Origin of the sequence: Methylobacterium sp. J-001 (genome assembly GCF_022829565.1) — a bacterium.
Classification (GTDB): domain Bacteria; phylum Pseudomonadota; class Alphaproteobacteria; order Rhizobiales; family Beijerinckiaceae; genus Methylobacterium.
In genome coordinates this window covers 40,291-57,445 of sequence record NZ_JAKSYN010000148.1, presented here as the reverse complement: position 1 = coordinate 57,445, position 17,155 = coordinate 40,291, and the positions used below count along the sequence as shown (strand labels likewise).

Below are 17,155 nucleotides of genomic sequence, written 5' to 3'. Positions count from 1 at the left end.
GGCCCTGACGACCCGCTCCAAGGCGGGTTCGGGGCTCACCGAGATCGATCGAGTCTTGGCCGTTCGGCCAGGCCGAGACCGGCCTCGATCACGCGGCGCAAGCGGTCAGGAAAGCACGGGCGGCGGTGGCGGGGTCGGCCGCGCGCATCAGGCCACCCATCACGGCGATGCAGGCGGCCCCCGCGTCCCGGCACTCGGGTATGCGGTCGATCGTGACACCGCCCAAGGCTACCACCGGCAGGCCGGCGCGCAGGGAAGCGGCGATGCCCTCCGGGCCGAGCGCAGGGCCGTAGCCGGGTTTGCTGGCGGTGGGATAGATCGGGCTCAGCGTGACGTAGTCGGCGCCGGCGGTGGCGACCTTCTGTACCTCGGCGGAGGTGTGGGTCGAGACGCCGATCAGCGCGCCGGGTCCCAGAATCGCGCGCGCCGCCGCAATTGTCTCCAGTTCGCTCCCGCCACCGAGATGCACGCCGTCTGCGCCGAGCGCCCGAGCCAACGCGACATCGCCGCCGACCGTCAGGAAGGCGCCGGCCGCGCGCGTCCGTGCGGCGATGTCCGCGCCGAGTTGCTGCCGTACTTCTGGCTCCAGGTCGCGATCGCGGAACCAGATCCAGCGTGCGCCGCCGTCGAGAACCGCCTGGACACTGTCGGCCAGCGGACGGGACAGCCCGTGTCGATCCGTTACCGCCAGGAGCGGCGACGGCAGCGTTCTCACGAGCCGACGAGACCGAGTTGCGGGCTCGACGGATCGGCCCGGCCGCGGCGCGGGATCCGGCCGGCGCAAAAGGCGTCGCGCCCGGCCTCGACGGCGCGGCCCATGGCCCGGGCCATCCGCACCGGATCGTCGGCCTTGGCGATGGCGGTGTTGATCAGGCAGGCGGCGGCGCCGAGTTCCATGGCGATCACCGCGTCGGAGGCCGTGCCGATGCCGGCATCCACGATCACCGGCACCTGCGCGCGGCGGCAGATCAGCTCGATATTCGCCGGGTTGGCGACGCCCATGCCAGAGCCGATCAGCGACCCCATCGGCATGATCGCGGCGCAACCGAGATCCTCCAGCCGCTGGCAGACCACCGGGTCGTCGTTGCAATAGGGCAGGACCACGAAGCCCGCGTCCACCAGGTGGCGGCAGGCCTCGATCAGCTCGGCCACATCCGGGTAGAGGGTCTCGCGGTCGCCGATCACCTCGACCTTGATCCAGTTTGTCTCCAACGCCTCGCGGGCGAGTTCCGCAGTCATGATCGCGTCGCGGGCGGTCTCGCAGCCGGCCGTGTTGGGCAGGAAGCGTTTGCCCTTGAGGATCCGCACCGTGTCGGAGCCATGACCCTGGAGCGACACCCGACGGATCGAAGCGGTCACCACCTCGGCTCCTGAGACCGCGACGGCGTCGCGCATGATCGCCTGGGTCGGGTAGCCAGCGGTTCCGATGAACAGCCGTGAGGACAGCTCCACACCGGCAAGGGTGAAGCGATCCGCCTCGGCGTCGGGGCGCAGCGGCGTGACAGTCTGGTCCATGGTCAACCTCCCTGCATGGCGCGGACGATCTCGACGCGGTCGCCCTCGGCGACCGGGGTCGTGTCCCAATCCCGACGGCGCAGCACGCGCCCGTTCAACGCGATGGCGACGCCCTGCGGGCTTTCGATACCGGTTTCCTCAGCCTCGATCCGGAACAGGGCCGCGATGGTCTCGACAGCGTGCTCGCGCGCTTCGCCGTTCACGAGGAGCCTCATGCCGAGGCCCTCCGGGGTTCGGGTTGATCGAAGCGCGCCCGGGTGAACGGCTTGGCGATCTCGGGTAGCGCGCCATTCGTCACCAGCGCAGCGACCGCGTCGGCCGTGATCGGGGCGAGTAGATAGCCGTTGCGGTGATGGCCAGTTGCGGCGACGAGGCCCGGCGCCAGGGTGTCGATGATCGGTGCGTCGTCGTCCGAGGTCGGGCGGTAGCCGCTCCACACGGCTTCGACTTCCATCTCCTCAATGCCGGGCAGCACCCGGCGGGCGCCCTCCAACAGCGCGTACAGGCCGCCGGCGGTGACACCGGGGCGGAAGCCGCAATCCTCCACGGTGGCACCGACGATCAGTTGGCCGTCGCTCTTCGGCGCCATGTGGACCTGCTCGGTCCAGATCATCCGGCCGAGGGTGCCGGTGCGGGCGGTGGTGCGCAGGGCCAGCGATTGGCCTTTGAGCGGCCGCACCGGAAGGGCCAGGGTCTCGGGCAACAGACCGCCCTCCCCGCTCCAGGCGCCCGAGGCCAGAACGACGGTGCCGGCCGTCACGCCCTGATCGCCGACGCGAATACCGGTGACCGTTCCGCCGGACCAGTCGAGGGCCGTGACGGCTGTGTGCTCCATCAGGATCACACCGGCACGCCGGCAGGCGTCGGCCAGCGCTGCCATAACCAGGCGCGGATCCACCTGATGATCCAGCGGGCAATGGACCCCCGCGGTGACGGAAGGGCGTAAGCCCGGCTCCAGGCGCCGCACCTCTGTACCTGCCAGCCATGTGGCGTCGAGGCCGGAGCGGCGCTGGAGGTCGAAGCGGAACCGCAGGCGCTCGACCTCATCGCGGCCGATGGCCACCACGACGGTGCCGTCCGGCCGGTAATCGATCGGAAGACCGGTCTCGGCCTCGAGTGCGTCACGAAAGGCCGGCCAGAGCCGGAGAGATTCCAGGGCGAGGGGGAGAAGTGGATCCGAACCGGGCTCGTGCTCGGCGGCCGGGGCTAGCATGCCGGTGGCGGCCAAGCTCGCTCCGGCCCCGATCGTGTCGCGCTCGACAACCACGACCGAGCGGCCAGCCCGGGCCAGACGCCACGCGATCGACAGCCCGATCAGCCCGCCGCCGACGATGGCCACGTCAGCCCGCGGAGGCAGGGCTGCTTGCGCAGAGAGGCCGACCGGATTGCGGCGGTGTCCGATCGGTGAAGCGGGGCGGTCAAAGGCCAAAATCATCTCCGCGGGATTCCGTTGCGGAGATCGGGCCGTCGGCTTCGATAAGAAGCTGTAGCCTACCTTTCGGATGGCCGCGGTCCAATCCCTACGCCGGTATGAGCCGGATCAGGTTCGAAGGATTTCCGCGCCGCAGGTCCGTGAGGACGTGCCAGCGGTTTCTCAGCCCCTTGCCGGGGATCTCCCTGGAACAGCATCCGATTTGGTACCTGGCGCGGCCTCGGTCAACCCCGACGTCGCCGGTCCAGCCGGCACCGGAGAGTTTGCCTGCGTCGCAGCCATGGATCGCATTCCAATCGGGACGAACCCGCTTGAACGAGTCTCGTCATATCGAGGTCTCCATGCGGCAAGCTCGGCCGCGGAGCGCTTTCCTTCCCAACCCTGCAAGCAAATTAGAAATCTCGTTAGATCATTGTGTCTTCCCGATCTTAATTATTGATATTATTGGTATTTATGGGAATATGAAAGTCTCATAGGCCGATATATTGTAATTACAAGGCTAAAATTTTACAAATTTGCCGTGTAATATCGGCAGAAATTCCTCGCGAGAAATGACGATAGCGAACTTGTTTCAACGAACGTTAGGATATCGGGTTGCAATGCAGGCTCATTCAAGCCGCGGGAAGGCATCGATTTGGATTTGAGAACATGAATAGTTTCGGGAAGAAAATATGTCTCTCAATGATTGTGAAGAACGAGGCGCATGTCATTCGTCGATGTCTTGATTCTGTGAGGCCAATTATTGATCACTGGATCATTGTCGACACCGGTTCGACAGATGGCACCCAGGATGTCGTTCGCGCGGTGATGGCAGATGTGCCGGGTACGCTCGTCGAGCGCCCCTGGGTCGACTTCGCGTTCAACCGAACCGAGGCCTTGCGGCTCTCGCGTCCACATGCGCAGTATTCCTTGATCATCGATGCCGACGATCGATTAATCATCCCGGAAGGATTTATTCTGCCCAAGCTAAGTGCGGCCGGGTATATGTTTACCATCCTCGATGAGCATACTAAATATTGGCGTATTCAATTGGTAAAAAATAACAAAGACTGGCGATATCGCGGTGTTCTACACGAATTTCTGGAGTGTCGAAAGGATCCGCCGACGCCCACGCTTCCGCTCGCAATGCATCGCGGCAATGATGGCGCGCGTCATCGCGATGAGCTTTCGGAGCGACGCGATTTGGCCGTGCTGGAAAAGGCACTGGCCATCGAGAAAGACCCCTTCATGGTCGCACGATACACGTTCTACATCGCGCGATCTTATCGCGATGTCGGCGACGATTTGAAGGCGCTGGAGTATTACCTTAAGAGAGGCGATCTCGGGTATTGGAAAGAAGAAATATATATCAGTCTATTGAATGCAGCTTGGCTAATGGAAAAATTTGGCAGCCCCGAACACGAGGTCCTGAAGCTGTACGACCGCGTAATCCCAATCTGTCCGGGCCGAGCGGAAGCACGCCACAGTGCCAGTCAATACTGCCGCCGGATGAAAAATTTCACGGCAGGCTATCGCTACGCAGAAGCAGGGCTCTCCCTGGCGGCGCCAAAAGAGGGTATTGCGATAATGCCGTGGATCTACGAATTCGGGTTGCTGGAGGAATTCTCGATTGACGCCTATCATACAGGGCAGTATCGCGACTGCGGGGCTGCGTGCCTGAAGATACTTGATCTGTCGGGCGTTCCCAATGAGGTTCTTTCACGAACTGCTGATTTGGCTCGCTTGGCCCTCGTTAAAATAGCCGAACCCGCCTAACGTATGGCGTAATTCTCACGATGTTCGTCACCATTCCAGCAGAAATAGCTTCGGAGTATAAGCGCGAACGATTATCAGCGCCGCCAATCACAGTACCTGAGGACTATAGGCCTGATGCCCGCCGGGCATCTGCGTGTTGATGACGGCGCCAAGGTAGCGGGAGCATTTTGCGCGAGACGGTCAACTCGGTTTGCGCGGGCGCAGAAATTTCGGCCGGAACACCGCCATGGGCTCGCGGAAACCGTCGAGAACATGCTCGCCGAGCGGAATCGGATCCCCCCAGAGAAAATCAACGAAGGGCTTCGACATCAGCAGCGGCTCGCCGAGCAGGCGGTTCAGTCGGGCGAGCCGACTGGCGAGGTTCACGTCTCGGCCGATGACTGTGAAATCCAGCCGGGAGCCCGAGCCGACATTGCCGTAGGCGGCTTCGCCGTGATGGAGCGCGATTCCGGCCGCAACCGGTACGGAGAACTGATGCAGGGCATTGGCCTCGTCGAGGGCCGCGAGCGCGTGCTGGGCGGCGGTAAGTGCGCCCTTGGCTGCCCCCCCGAGATCGTCACCGGATTCTCGAAAGATCGCCAGCAAGCCATCGCCCAGATATTTCAGGACTTCGCCACCTTCGCGCTCGATCGGTGGCACCAGGCAATCGAAGAAGACGTTGAGCAGCCCGACCGCCTCCTCGGGGGTCATGTCGGCGGAGGTGCGGGTGTAGTCGCGCATGTCTGCGAACAGGATCGCCGACCGGATCCGCGTCACCTGCCCGCGACGGATGTCGCCCGCCAGGATCGCCCGGTGCGGCTCGTCGCCGACATAGAGCCTCAGCACGTGATCGAGCTGCTTGTTGAGGACGCGCATCTCCACGACGGCGGCGAGCGCGGGCATGACAAAGCGCAGGATTGCGATGTCCTCATCGCGAAAGCCCTCCGGGGCCCGGGTGGCGAAGGTGATGCCGTTCTTGGTGCCGTTGGTGAAGAACAGCGGCGCAACGACGTAGTGGGTGTAGCCGCCGGCCTTCAGGTCGGGGATGATCGCGTAGGCATCGTCCGGGGTCTCGGAGATGTCGAGGATCAGCCATTCGCCGGTCTCGTGGACCGTGTGGAACGGACTGTTGAGATAGGCCTCCCGCGATCGGCCCCCGTGCGGGAACAGGCGCACGCTGGTGCCGCCGTCCCGGGTCCAGACCCGCCCGACGCCGGCATATTCCGAGTGCAGGGTGTCGATCGCCGTGGAGGCCCGATCCACTGGCACGCCGACCGCGATCAGGCGCTCCGCGAGGCCGGAGAGCATGTCCTCGGCCTTCTGCAGCCGGGCACCCTCACCGAGCAACCAATCACGGATGCCCACCGACGGCTGGAGCGCGCCGAAGGGCACGTCATCGGCTTCCGACCCGTCCGCGAAGGCCGTCGGCAATCCGGGCGTTGGCGGGCGGCGTTCGAGCATGGCGCCAAGGTGGGGACCGCGCAGCCGCCTGGCAACGCGGTCGGAGGAGAGGCGCCGCGGTAGGCCGCGACGGGGGCTCAGTTGTCCAGGAAGCTCCGGAGCTTCCGGCTGCGCGAGGGGTGCTTCAGCTTGCGCAGGGCCTTGGCCTCGATCTGCCGGATGCGCTCGCGGGTGACCGAGAATTGCTGGCCGACCTCTTCGAGAGTGTGGTCGGTGTTCATGCCGATGCCGAAGCGCATGCGCAGCACGCGTTCCTCGCGCGGGGTCAACGACGCCAGGACCCGGGTCGTGGTCTCGCGGAGGTTCGACTGGATCGCCGCGTCGATCGGCAGGACGACGTTCTTGTCCTCGATGAAGTCGCCCAGGTGGCTGTCTTCCTCGTCGCCGATCGGCGTCTCGAGGGAGATCGGCTCCTTGGCGATCTTCAGGACCTTCCGCACCTTCTCCAGGGGCATGGCCAGCTTCTCGGCCAGCTCCTCAGGGGTCGGCTCGCGGCCGATCTCGTGCAGCATCTGGCGCGAGGTCCGGACGATCTTGTTGATCGTCTCGATCATGTGCACCGGGATGCGGATGGTCCGGGCCTGGTCGGCGATCGATCGGGTGATCGCCTGCCGGATCCACCAGGTGGCGTAGGTCGAGAACTTGTAGCCGCGGCGGTACTCGAACTTGTCCACCGCCTTCATCAGGCCGATGTTGCCCTCCTGGATCAGGTCCAGGAACTGAAGACCACGATTCGTGTACTTCTTGGCGATCGAGATCACGAGGCGCAGGTTGGCCTCGATCATCTCCTTCTTGGCCTGCCGGGCCTCGCGCTCGCCCTTCTGGACCATGTTGACGATGCGGCGGTACTCGCCGATCTCAAGGCCGGTTTCGGAGGCGAGATCGAGGATCTGGGCGCGCAGCTCGGTCACCTGCTTCGAGCCGCGCTCGACCAGATTCTTCCAGCCCTTGCCGCCCAGGGTGCCGACACGCTCCATCCAGTTCGGGTCGAGCTCGTAGCCCTGGTAGTGGCGCAGGAACTCGTCCCGGGCCACGCCGTGGCTCTCGGCATAGCGCATCAGCCGGCCCTCGTGGCCGATCAGCTGCTTGTTGATCGAGTAGAGCTGGCCGACCAGCGCTTCGATGCGGTTGTTGTTGAGCGACAGCGACTTCACGTCGGCGACGACGCTGTCCTTCAGCTCGATCTGCTTCTGATTCTGGGCCGGGCTGTTCTTCTCGCCCGCGGCCTTGCGCTCGGCGCCCTCGGTCTGGAACTTGCGCAACTTGCGGTAGTTCGCGGCGATCGCGTCGAAGGTCTCGAGGACCCGCGGCTTGATCTCCGCTTCCATCGCAGCGAGGGACACGTTGTTCTCGAGATCGTCCTCGTCGTCGCCACCCTCCGGGGGTGCCGGCGGCTCGGCCTCGTCGGCACCGTCCTCGCCTTCGCCCTCGGCGATCTGTGGCGCGTTCTTCCCGTCGGGACCGGCATAGGTCGCTTCGAGATCGATGATGTCGCGCAGGAGGACCTTGCCCTCGACGAGCTCGTCGCGCCAGATGATGATCGCCTGGAAGGTCAGCGGGCTCTCGCAGAGGCCCGCAATCATCGCCTCGCGGCCGGCCTCGATGCGCTTGGCGATCGCGATCTCGCCTTCGCGGGACAGCAGCTCGACCGAACCCATCTCGCGCAGGTACATCCGCACCGGATCGTCGGTGCGGTCGGTCGGCTCCTTGGTGGTCGTGGTGACGGCCACGGCGCGAGTCGGCGCGACCTCGGCAACCTCACCGCCCTCGGATTCTTCTTCTTCGCTGTCGGCCCCGTTCGCGGTCTTCTCGGTGGCGGCCGCCTCGTCGGTCTCCTCGGCCTCGACCACGTTGATGCCCATCTCGGACAGCTGCGACAGCACGTCCTCGAGCTGGTCGGGATCGGACTGGCCCTCGGGGAGAACCTCGTTGACCTCTTCGTAGGTCACGTAGCCGCGCTTCTTGGCGAGCTTGACCATCCGCTTGACCGAAGCATCCGTCAGGTCGAGGAGCGGCCCGTCGGTCTGCTGCTCGGGGGCAGCGTCCGTCTCGTCCCGTTCCGTTGCCTTCGTCGCCATGATCAGCCTATTGTTTCGGGTGCGGTGCGCTGCGGAGGCCTGAAGAAGGCCGCTCCACGCCGTCGGCGCCGCGATACTTGCGAGTGGCCCCGGATTGCTCCGGAGGCCTTGAGTCGTCGGGTTCCGTATGCAAGCCCGAGGCTTGACCGATTGTTAACTATGGCAGGGTTGTGCCCGCCGCCACCGCCATCGCACGGCCGTCATGCGGCGGTCGAGTCGTTCGACACCGGCTTGTCGGCTTCAGCCTCGGCGGCGAGGACGGTCTCAAGCCTCGCCTTGACTTCGCAGAGCCATGCCCACCCGGCATCGGTCGGATCGTCCTCAAACGCCTGCCGTGCTTCGCGAAGTTCGCTATGTAGCGCTCCTGCCTGCCGGTGCAAGATCATCGCCTGTCGTAGAGCGTCCCCGCGCTGCTGCGGATCGGCGTGCGGAGACAATGTAATCCGGTCGCGGGAGCGGGCGAGCGCGAGAATCCGCTCCGCCGCCTCTGCGAGACCTGCCCGTGTGATGCGGCTTTGCAACAGGTCGGCATTCGTTTGCCCGTCCTCTGCGGCAGATGCGACCAGGACCGACAGAAGAGCCCGGGAGTCGGGATCCTCGAAGTCGAGTTCCGAGACCTCGTCGCCGAATTCGGTGAGCATTTCCGGGTGGACCAGCAGCGTGCCTGCGATCACCGCCTCGCGCACGGGCGCCGCGCCGGAGAAGCCCGCCGAAGCGGTCATCGAGGCGCTGGGGCTGCCGGTGATGCGCGGTGAGACCGGCTCGCCCGGACGAACGAACCGCCGGCCTTGCCCCTGCCCTCTCGGCCCGGGCCCAGGTCCGGCGGAACGCGCGCTGCGCGGCGACAGGCTGCGCAGCCGCTCCTCGATGTCGTCCCGGTAGTAGCGCTTGACCGTCTCGTCACGGATGGTGGCGACGGTGGCGCGCAACGTCTGGGTGAGGCCCGCCCGCCGCTCGGGCGTGTCGGCCGGCCCGGATTCGAGCGCCCGGCGCCAGAGCAGTTCGGACAGGGGCAGAGCGGCCTGCAGCACTTGGTCGATGGCGCCCGGACCACCCGAACGCAGCAGATCGTCCGGATCCTGACCGCCCGGCAGCAGGGCAATCCGCAGCGAACGGCCGGGCTCCAGGGCCGGCAGGGCGATGTCGAGGGCCCGGAAGGCCGCCCGCTGGCCGGCCTTGTCGCCGTCGAAGCACAGGATCGGCTCGTCGGCGTGGCGCCACAGCAGGGCCAGTTGCTCCTCGGTGAGCGCAGTGCCCAGCGGCGCCACCGTCTCGGGATGGCCTGCCAGCGTCATCGCAATGACGTCGACATAGCCCTCGACCGCGATGATCGAGCTGCGCTCGTGCGCCGCCTTGCGGGCGCCGTGGAGGTTGTAGAGCGTCCGGCCCTTGTGGAAGAGCGGCGTCTCCGGCGAGTTCAGATACTTGGCGCGCACCTCCTTGGAGAGCGCCCGCCCCCCGAAGGCGACGACCCGGCCGCGGGTGTCGGTGATCGGAAACATCACGCGGTCGCGGAAATAATCGTACGGGACTGAGACATCCTCGCCGCCGGCGAGGAGGCCGAGCTCGACCATCAGACCCTTGTCGACCCCCTGCCCGGCGAGGTGGTCGCGCAGGGCGTAGCGTTCGTTCGGCGCGTAGCCGAGCCGGAAGGCGCGCTGCGTCTCCTCCCTGAGGGCCCGGCGCTCGAGATAGGCCCGGGCCTCGCTCCCCTGCCCCGCGCGCAGCCGCTCCTCGAACCACCGGGCGGTCATCTCCATGACCTCGATCGCCCCGGCGCGCTGCTTCTCGGCGACGCGGGTGTCTTCCGTCGGCGCCGGCAGGCTGACGCCGGCCTCGCTCGCGAGCCGCTCCACCGCCTCGGGGAAGCTCAGGCCCTCCGTCTCCATGAGGAAGGTGAAGATGTCGCCGTGCTTGGAGGAGGAGAAGCAGTGATAGAACTGCTTCTGGTCGTTCACGTAGAAGGACGGTGTCTTCTCGGCGTTGAACGGCGACAGGCCGCGCCATTCGCGCCCGGCCTTCTTCAATTGCACCCGCCGCCCGACCACGGAGGAGGCCGGCAGCCGGGCTCGGATCTCTTCAAGGATGTGGGGCGGATAGCGCACGGGGCCTGCGGATCGACTGCCTGACCGCCGGATATAGCGCGCCGGGGCGGGTCGAGTCCCGCCCGGTCGATCGAAGCTTCGATCAGGCGGGGGATTGCGGGGAGCGTTGGGGGGCCGAACCTCAGCCCTTCGCTGCCAGCGCAGCCTTCACCAACCCGCTCGCCTTGCCGAAATCCATCCGCCCCGCGAAGGTGCCCTTCAGGGCGGCGATGACCCGGCCCATGTCCTTCTGGCCCGCAGCGCCGGTCTCGAGAATCGCGGCGTCGACCGCCGCCCGCATCTCCGCCTCGTCCATCTGCTTGGGCAGGAACGCCTCGATGATCGCGATCTCGGCGCGCTCGTTGGCGGCGAGTTCCGGGCGGCCGCCCTGGTCGTAGACGGACGCGGATTCGGTCCGCTGCTTGATCATCTTCTGGAGCAGCGACAGGATCTCCTCGTCGGAGGCCGGCTCCTTGCCGAGGCCGCGCGCCTCGATATCCTTGTCCTTGAGGGCGGCCTGGATCATCCGCACGGTGGCGAGCTTGTCCTTGTCGCCGGCCTTCATGGCCTCCTTCATCTCGGTGGTGAGGCGGGCGCGCAGCATCTCGATAAACCTTCCGACGGGAGAAACGGGGGGCTGGCCTGCACTTTGCGGGTGTTGAGCGGCTTCAGCTACAGGGCCACATTGACCCCATCGCGGGCCGCTCGTTAAGAGCGCCGCACACGATCATGCCGCCAGCCGAGCGCGCCGCAACGCGGTGCCTGCCTTCGGCCGGACATAAGCGAGACCGACCCGATGCTGCAAGACGCCGCCGCGCAGGCCTCCAAACCCGCTGCCCCGGAGCCCTGGGCCGAACCCGTGGCGACGGCCCTGCTGGTGCTGGCGGACGGGACCATCCTGGAGGGCTTCGGCATCGGCCGGACCGGCATCGCCGACGGCGAGGTCTGCTTCAACACGGCGATGACCGGCTACCAGGAGATCCTGACCGACCCGTCCTATGCCGGGCAGATCGTCACCTTCACTTTCCCGCATATCGGCAATGTCGGCACCAACGACGAGGATCTGGAGAGCCTTGAGGCGGCGCCGGCCTCCGGCGTGCGCGGGACCGTGATCGCCTCGGCGGTCACCAAGCCGTCGAGCTGGCGCTCCTCGTCGCATCTCGACGGTTGGCTCGACGCCCGCGGGATCGTCGGCATCACCGGAATCGACACCCGGGCGCTGACCGCCCGTATCCGCGACCACGGCATGCCCAACGCCGTGATCGCCAACGATCCCGAGGGCCGTTTCGACCGCGAGGCTCTGAAGGCGCGTGCCGCGGCCCTGGCCCCCATGGAGGGCCTTGACCTCGTGCCGCCGGTGACCAGCCGCGCGAACTCGGATTGGTCGGAGACCATCTGGGCGCTCGGCGAAGGCTACGGCGCGCGTGCGCCCGGCCAGGGCTTGAAGGTCGTGGCGATCGATTATGGCGTGAAGCGCAACATCCTGCGGCTGCTGGCCCAGGCCGGCTGCGACGTCACCGTGGTGCCGGCCACCACCAGCGCGGAGGACATCCTGGCGCTGAAGCCCGACGGCGTGTTCCTGTCCAATGGCCCCGGCGACCCGGCCGCGACCGGCGCCTATGCCGTGCCTGTGATCCGCAAGCTGCTCGACGAGAAAATGCCGACCTTCGGCATCTGCCTTGGGCACCAGCTCATGGGCCTCGCGCTCGGCGGCCGGACCGTGAAGATGGGCCAGGGCCATCACGGGGCGAATCACCCGGTGAAGGACAAGACCACCGGCAAGGTCGAGATCGTGTCGATGAACCACGGCTTCGCGGTGGATCCCGCGAGCCTGCCGGCGAGCGCGGTGGAGACCCACGTCTCCCTGTTCGACGGCTCAAATTGCGGCCTCACCCTCACCGACCGTCCGGCCTTCTCGGTGCAGCACCACCCGGAGGCCTCCCCGGGCCCGCGCGACAGCCACTACCTGTTCGAACGCTTCGTCACGCTGATGCGCTCCGGCGAGCCGGAGAAGGCCGCCGACGCCTGACGGGCAACGATCGGCGCGGTCCCATTCAGGCCGCGCCGAGGTCACAAAATCCGCGAATTCCGGCGGCCTTATCGGCCCATCGACGGACCGCGCATGGCGGTTCCGTCCGAGGGGATTGCCGGATGACCATCGACGAGGCACGCGACGACTTCTCCCGCCTGCACCGCACCTTCATGGTCCATCTTGGTATCGCGTCCGGCCTCGCCTGGGCCACGGCCCTCTACGCTGCGGTCTACGCGCCGTGGGTGCGCAACATCCGGGCACTGATCGATCCGGCGGCGGGCCTCGACCGGGTCGAGAGCACGGTCTCCTACCTGTTCGCCATGCCGGCGGTACTCGTGCTCGCCTGGGTGTCCCTGTATTTTGGCCGCGAGATGCTGCGCCGGGCGCAGACGCTCTCGAACGTCGCGCTGGAATTCGCCGCGGCGGCCGTCGTCGCCTTCGGGATTTTTTATCTGTCCATCGACCGGGCGCTCGCCGCGCTCCACGCCAGCTTCTGAGCGGGGGCGGCGGGCCGCCCCCGCCGACCCTACTGCACGTTTGCGAACAGCGGCTCGAAGCGCTTGGCGGCCAGCTTGCCGTGCTGGACCGCCTTGGCGGCTTCCAGATTCTCCGGCTTATCGCCGACCTCGATCAGGCCGACCATCCCCATGATGTAGTGCGGCGAGCACTTGAAGCCGTACAGGCCGGGCTTGTCGAAGGTCACGGTCTCCTCCCTGCTGACCACGGTCTTGAAGGTCGGTGCGCCCTCCGGCGCCATGCCCTTGATGAGCTCGGCGTTGTGGCCTTTGTCCGTCGGCACGAACCGGACTGTATCCCCGGGCTGGATCTTCACGAAAGCCGGATCAAAGACCATCATGCCGCCTGGGCCGCTGTTGAGCGTCTTGATGGAGACTTCCGTGGCCTGCGCCCCTGCGGTTGCGCCGAACAGAAGCATTGCCGCGCCGAACGTTTCCCTGATCATCGTCTATCTCGAATTGGTATCGTTATAATCGACGGACCCGTCGATCGGACGAGCTTTATGGTTCCGGCCGAGACTCGGCAATGCCATTCGGGCTCGGGTCAATACTTGAGAATTATTTGAAACTTGGGCCGGGCCGGCTGGCGCGTCCGCGATGCCCGGCGCAACCGGCGGTCGGGCACGGCCTTCCAATGCGCCGATCCCCCGTGTAAACGCGGCGTTCAACGACAATCCCGCCACGCGCGTCCGGGAGCAGGGCCGATCCGAGCCGTGCCCGACCGGGCGCGCTTGGCCTGAAAAGGCCGCAGATGCCCAAGCGCACCGATATCTCCTCGATCCTCATCGTCGGTGCGGGGCCGATCATTATCGGGCAAGCCTGCGAGTTCGATTATTCCGGGACGCAGGCCTGCAAGGCGCTTCGCGAGGAGGGCTACCGGATCGTCCTGGTGAACTCGAACCCGGCGACGATCATGACCGACCCGGACATGGCGGACGCGACCTATGTCGAGCCGATCACCCCGGAGATCGTCGCCAAGATCATCGAGAAGGAGCGCCCGGACGCGATCCTGCCGACGATGGGCGGCCAGACGGCGCTGAACTGTGCCCTGTCGCTGCAGAAGATGGGCGTGCTCGCCAAGTACGGCGTGCAGATGATCGGCGCTACCGCCGAGGCGATCGACAAGGCCGAGGACCGGAGCCTGTTCCGGGACGCCATGACCAAGATCGGGCTCGACACCCCGAAATCGGCCCTCGCCAACGCCTCCGCGGCCAAGAAGGCCGATCGGGAGAAGTACCTCGCCGAGATCGCCAAGATCGAGGTCGCCAACCCCGACCCGCAGGCGCGCGCCGCGGCGGTCGCCGCCTTCGAGCGCAAGTGGCAGTCCGGGGAGTCCGAGCGGCGCAAGCGCTACGGCGAGCACGCCCTCGGGCAGGCCCTGATCGCGCTGGCCGAGGTCGGCCTGCCGGCGATCATCCGCCCGTCCTTCACCATGGGCGGCACCGGCGGCGGCATCGCCTACAACCGCGAGGAATTCCTCGACATCGTCGAGCGTGGCATCGACGCCTCTCCGACCAACGAGGTCCTGATCGAGGAGAGCGTCCTCGGCTGGAAGGAATACGAGATGGAGGTCGTCCGTGATAAGGCGGACAATTGCATCATCGTCTGCTCCATCGAGAACATCGATCCGATGGGCGTGCATACCGGCGACTCGATCACCGTCGCGCCGGCCCTGACGCTCACCGACAAGGAATACCAGGTGATGCGCGACGCATCCCTGGCGGTGCTGCGCGAGATCGGCGTCGAGACCGGCGGCTCCAACGTGCAATTCGCGATCAACCCCGAGAACGGGCGGATGATCGTGATCGAGATGAACCCGCGCGTCTCGCGCTCCTCGGCGTTGGCCTCCAAGGCCACCGGTTTCCCGATCGCCAAGGTCGCGGCGAAGCTCGCAGTGGGCTACACCCTGGACGAGATCGCCAACGACATCACCGGCGGCGCGACTCCCGCCTCGTTCGAGCCGACGATCGACTACGTCGTCACCAAGATTCCGCGCTTTGCCTTCGAGAAGTTCCCCGGCGCCGAGCCGACGCTGACCACCGCGATGAAGTCGGTGGGCGAGGCGATGGCGATCGGCCGCTGCTTCGCGGAATCGCTGCAGAAGGCCCTGCGCTCGCTGGAGACCGGGCTGACCGGCCTCGACGAGATCGAGATCGAGGGCCTGGGCCGCGGCGACGACCACAACGCCATCAAGGCGGCGCTTGGCGTGCCGACGCCGGACCGGCTCCTCAAGATCGCCCAGGCCCTGCGGCTGGGCGTCAGCCACGCGGAGGTCCACGCCTCCTGCAAGGTCGATCCGTGGTTCCTGGAGCAGATCCAGGCGATCGTGGACCTGGAGAACCGGGTGAAGGCGCACGGCCTGCCCGGCACCACCGGGGCGTTCCGCCAGCTCAAGGCCGCCGGTTTTTCCGATGCGCGCCTGGCCGTGTTGGCGAAGACCGAGGAGGCGGACGTGCGTGCCCTGCGCCGCTCGCTCGGCGTGCGCCCCGTGTTCAAGCGCATCGACACCTGCGCGGCCGAGTTCAAGGCACCGACCGCCTACATGTACTCGACGTACGTGGCCCCGTTCGCCGGCACTGTCGTCGACGAGGCACAGCCCACGGACGCCAAAAAAATCATCATCCTGGGCGGCGGCCCGAATCGGATCGGCCAGGGCATCGAGTTCGACTATTGCTGCTGCCACGCCTGCTACGCATTGTCGGCTGCCGGCTACGAGACCATCATGGTCAACTGCAATCCGGAGACGGTCTCGACCGACTATGACACCTCGGACCGCCTTTATTTCGAGCCGCTGACCGCCGAGGACGTGCTGGAGATCATCGAGACCGAGCGGCAGGACGGCACCCTGCACGGGGTGATCGTTCAGTTCGGCGGCCAGACCCCGCTGAAGCTCGCCCGCGCCCTCGAAGCGGCCGGCGTGCCGATCCTGGGCACCTCCCCGGACGCGATCGACCTCGCCGAGGACCGCGACCAGTTCAAGCGGCTCCTCGACAAGCTCGGGATGAAGCAGCCGAAGAACGGCATCGCCTATTCGGTCGAGCAGAGCCGGCTCATCGCCTCCGAGCTCGGCCTGCCCTTCGTGGTGCGCCCGAGCTACGTGCTGGGCGGTCGAGCGATGGCGATCATCCGCGACGAGAGCCAGTTCGCCGACTACCTGCTCGGCACGCTCCCGAGCCTGATCCCGTCCGACGTCGTGGCCCGCTACCCGAACGACAAGACCGGGCAGATCAACACGGTGCTGGGCAAGAACCCGCTGCTGTTCGACCGTTACCTGTCGGACGCGGTGGAGATCGACGTAGATGCGGTCTGCGACGGGCAGGACGTGTTCATCGCCGGCATCATGGAGCACATCGAGGAGGCCGGGATCCATTCCGGTGATTCCGCCTGCTCCCTGCCGCCGCGTTCACTCTCACCTGAGACCATTGCCGAGCTGGAGCGGCAGACCACCGCGATGGCGCTGGCGCTCAAGGTCGGCGGCCTGATGAACGTCCAGTACGCGATCAAGGACGGCGACATCTACGTGCTGGAGGTGAACCCGCGCGCCTCCCGGACCGTGCCGTTCGTCGCCAAGGTGATCGGTGAGCCGATCGCCAAGATCGCCGCCCGGGTCATGGCCGGCGAGAAGCTCGCGACCTTCGGCCTGAAGCGCAAGGAGCTGGCCCATATCGCCGTCAAGGAGGCGGTGTTCCCGTTCGCCCGCTTCCCCGGCGTCGACGTCCTGCTCGGGCCGGAGATGCGCTCCACCGGCGAGGTGATCGGGCTCGATGCCAGCTTCGGCGTGGCCTTCGCCAAGAGCCAGCTCGGCTCGGGTACGCAGGTCCCGCGTTCCGGCACCGTGTTCGTCTCGGTGCGCGACGCCGATAAGGCGCGGATCCTGCCGAGCGTGAAACTTCTGTCCGATCTCGGCTTCTCGATCCTCGCCACCGGCGGGACCCAGAAATTTCTGGTCGAGAACAGCGTGCCGGCCGAGCGTGTGAACAAGGTTCTCGAGGGCCGGCCGCATGTGGTCGACTCGATCAAGAACGGCGACATCCAGCTCGTGCTGAACACCACGGAGGGGGCTGGCGCACTCTCGGACTCGCGCTCGCTCCGGCGTGCGGCCCTCTTGCATAAGGTGCCGTATTACACCACTCTAGCCGGCGCGATGGCGGCGGCCGAAGGGATCAAGGCCTATCTAGAAGGCGATCTCCAGGTTCGTGCCTTGCAAGAATACTTCGCGGCCTGAGCCTCAGGGTCCCGCTGACTTAACTTCGTGGCCCGGGGAGAGTGCTACACTCTCGGCCGGGCCTCTTCATTGTGGCGCG

General features: G+C 66.4%; 13 protein-coding genes and 1 riboswitch. Of the genes, 4 read left to right on the top strand and 9 right to left on the bottom strand.

The annotated features are described in order from the left end of the window. Nucleotides 1-88: 88 nt before the first annotated feature. Genes MKK65_RS19065 through thiO form a run of 4 tightly spaced genes read right to left on the bottom strand, consistent with a single transcriptional unit; the run spans nt 89 to nt 2,950 of the window. Nucleotides 89-715: a thiamine phosphate synthase gene (locus tag MKK65_RS19065; protein WP_243959731.1), complete on the bottom strand. Its 627-nt coding sequence runs from the start codon at nt 713-715 to the stop codon at nt 89-91. Beyond that, a complete protein-coding gene (locus MKK65_RS19060; RefSeq protein ID WP_243959730.1) occupies nt 712-1,515 on the bottom strand; it encodes a thiazole synthase in 804 nt (267 codons plus the stop codon). The genes MKK65_RS19065 and MKK65_RS19060 overlap by 4 nt, the downstream gene beginning before the upstream one ends. A 2-nt stretch (nt 1,516-1,517) precedes the next feature. Continuing rightward, nucleotides 1,518-1,730, bottom strand: a complete 213-nt coding sequence (gene thiS, locus MKK65_RS19055) for a sulfur carrier protein ThiS (RefSeq protein ID WP_243959728.1) — start codon at nt 1,728-1,730, stop codon at nt 1,518-1,520. Beyond that, nucleotides 1,727-2,950 carry a glycine oxidase ThiO gene (gene thiO / locus MKK65_RS19050; protein WP_243959726.1) on the bottom strand — a complete coding sequence of 408 codons (1,224 nt, stop codon included), beginning with the start codon at nt 2,948-2,950 and terminating at the stop codon, nt 1,727-1,729. Before thiO ends, thiS begins: the two co-directional genes overlap by 4 nt. A gap of 64 nt (nt 2,951-3,014) precedes the next feature. After that, a riboswitch (TPP riboswitch) is annotated at nt 3,015-3,143 on the bottom strand. Nucleotides 3,144-3,595: 452 nt separating this feature from the next. On the opposite strand from thiO, the gene MKK65_RS19045 reads away from it, so the two are divergent. Continuing rightward, complete coding sequence (locus tag MKK65_RS19045; RefSeq protein ID WP_243959724.1) at nt 3,596-4,702, top strand: glycosyltransferase; 1,107 nt, start codon at nt 3,596-3,598, stop codon at nt 4,700-4,702. 180 nt (nt 4,703-4,882) lie between these two features. Here the strand turns inward: MKK65_RS19045 and MKK65_RS19040 are convergent, their stop codons facing one another. The 4 genes from MKK65_RS19040 to MKK65_RS19025 form a co-directional block, all read right to left on the bottom strand. Continuing rightward, complete coding sequence (locus MKK65_RS19040) at nt 4,883-6,142, bottom strand: adenylate/guanylate cyclase domain-containing protein (RefSeq protein WP_243959722.1); 1,260 nt, start codon at nt 6,140-6,142, stop codon at nt 4,883-4,885. Nucleotides 6,143-6,219: 77 nt separating this feature from the next. Beyond that, complete coding sequence (gene rpoD, locus MKK65_RS19035) at nt 6,220-8,220, bottom strand: RNA polymerase sigma factor RpoD (protein ID WP_058190435.1); 2,001 nt, start codon at nt 8,218-8,220, stop codon at nt 6,220-6,222. A gap of 200 nt (nt 8,221-8,420) precedes the next feature. Beyond that, nucleotides 8,421-10,325 (bottom strand): DNA primase, encoded by a 1,905-nt coding sequence (dnaG, locus tag MKK65_RS19030; RefSeq protein WP_243959720.1) that lies wholly within the window; start codon nt 10,323-10,325, stop codon nt 8,421-8,423. A 121-nt stretch (nt 10,326-10,446) separates the two neighbouring features. Further along, nucleotides 10,447-10,908 (bottom strand): GatB/YqeY domain-containing protein, encoded by a 462-nt coding sequence (locus MKK65_RS19025; RefSeq protein WP_243959718.1) that lies wholly within the window; start codon nt 10,906-10,908, stop codon nt 10,447-10,449. Between the two features lie 192 nt (nt 10,909-11,100). Between MKK65_RS19025 and carA the strand changes: the two genes are divergently transcribed. Both carA and MKK65_RS19015 read left to right on the top strand, forming a co-directional pair. Continuing rightward, nucleotides 11,101-12,333, top strand: coding sequence for a glutamine-hydrolyzing carbamoyl-phosphate synthase small subunit (carA, locus tag MKK65_RS19020; RefSeq protein WP_243959716.1), 1,233 nt, complete (start codon nt 11,101-11,103; stop codon nt 12,331-12,333). A gap of 122 nt (nt 12,334-12,455) precedes the next feature. Next, nucleotides 12,456-12,833, top strand: coding sequence for a hypothetical protein (locus MKK65_RS19015; RefSeq protein WP_243959714.1), 378 nt, complete (start codon nt 12,456-12,458; stop codon nt 12,831-12,833). A gap of 29 nt (nt 12,834-12,862) precedes the next feature. Here MKK65_RS19015 and MKK65_RS19010 read toward each other — a convergent pair whose 3' ends face one another. Beyond that, nucleotides 12,863-13,297 (bottom strand): pseudoazurin, encoded by a 435-nt coding sequence (locus MKK65_RS19010; RefSeq protein WP_058190430.1) that lies wholly within the window; start codon nt 13,295-13,297, stop codon nt 12,863-12,865. 305 nt (nt 13,298-13,602) lie between these two features. On the opposite strand from MKK65_RS19010, the gene carB reads away from it, so the two are divergent. After that, a complete protein-coding gene (gene carB / locus MKK65_RS19005; RefSeq protein WP_243959712.1) occupies nt 13,603-17,076 on the top strand; it encodes a carbamoyl-phosphate synthase large subunit in 3,474 nt (1,157 codons plus the stop codon). Nucleotides 17,077-17,155 lie beyond the last annotated feature (79 nt).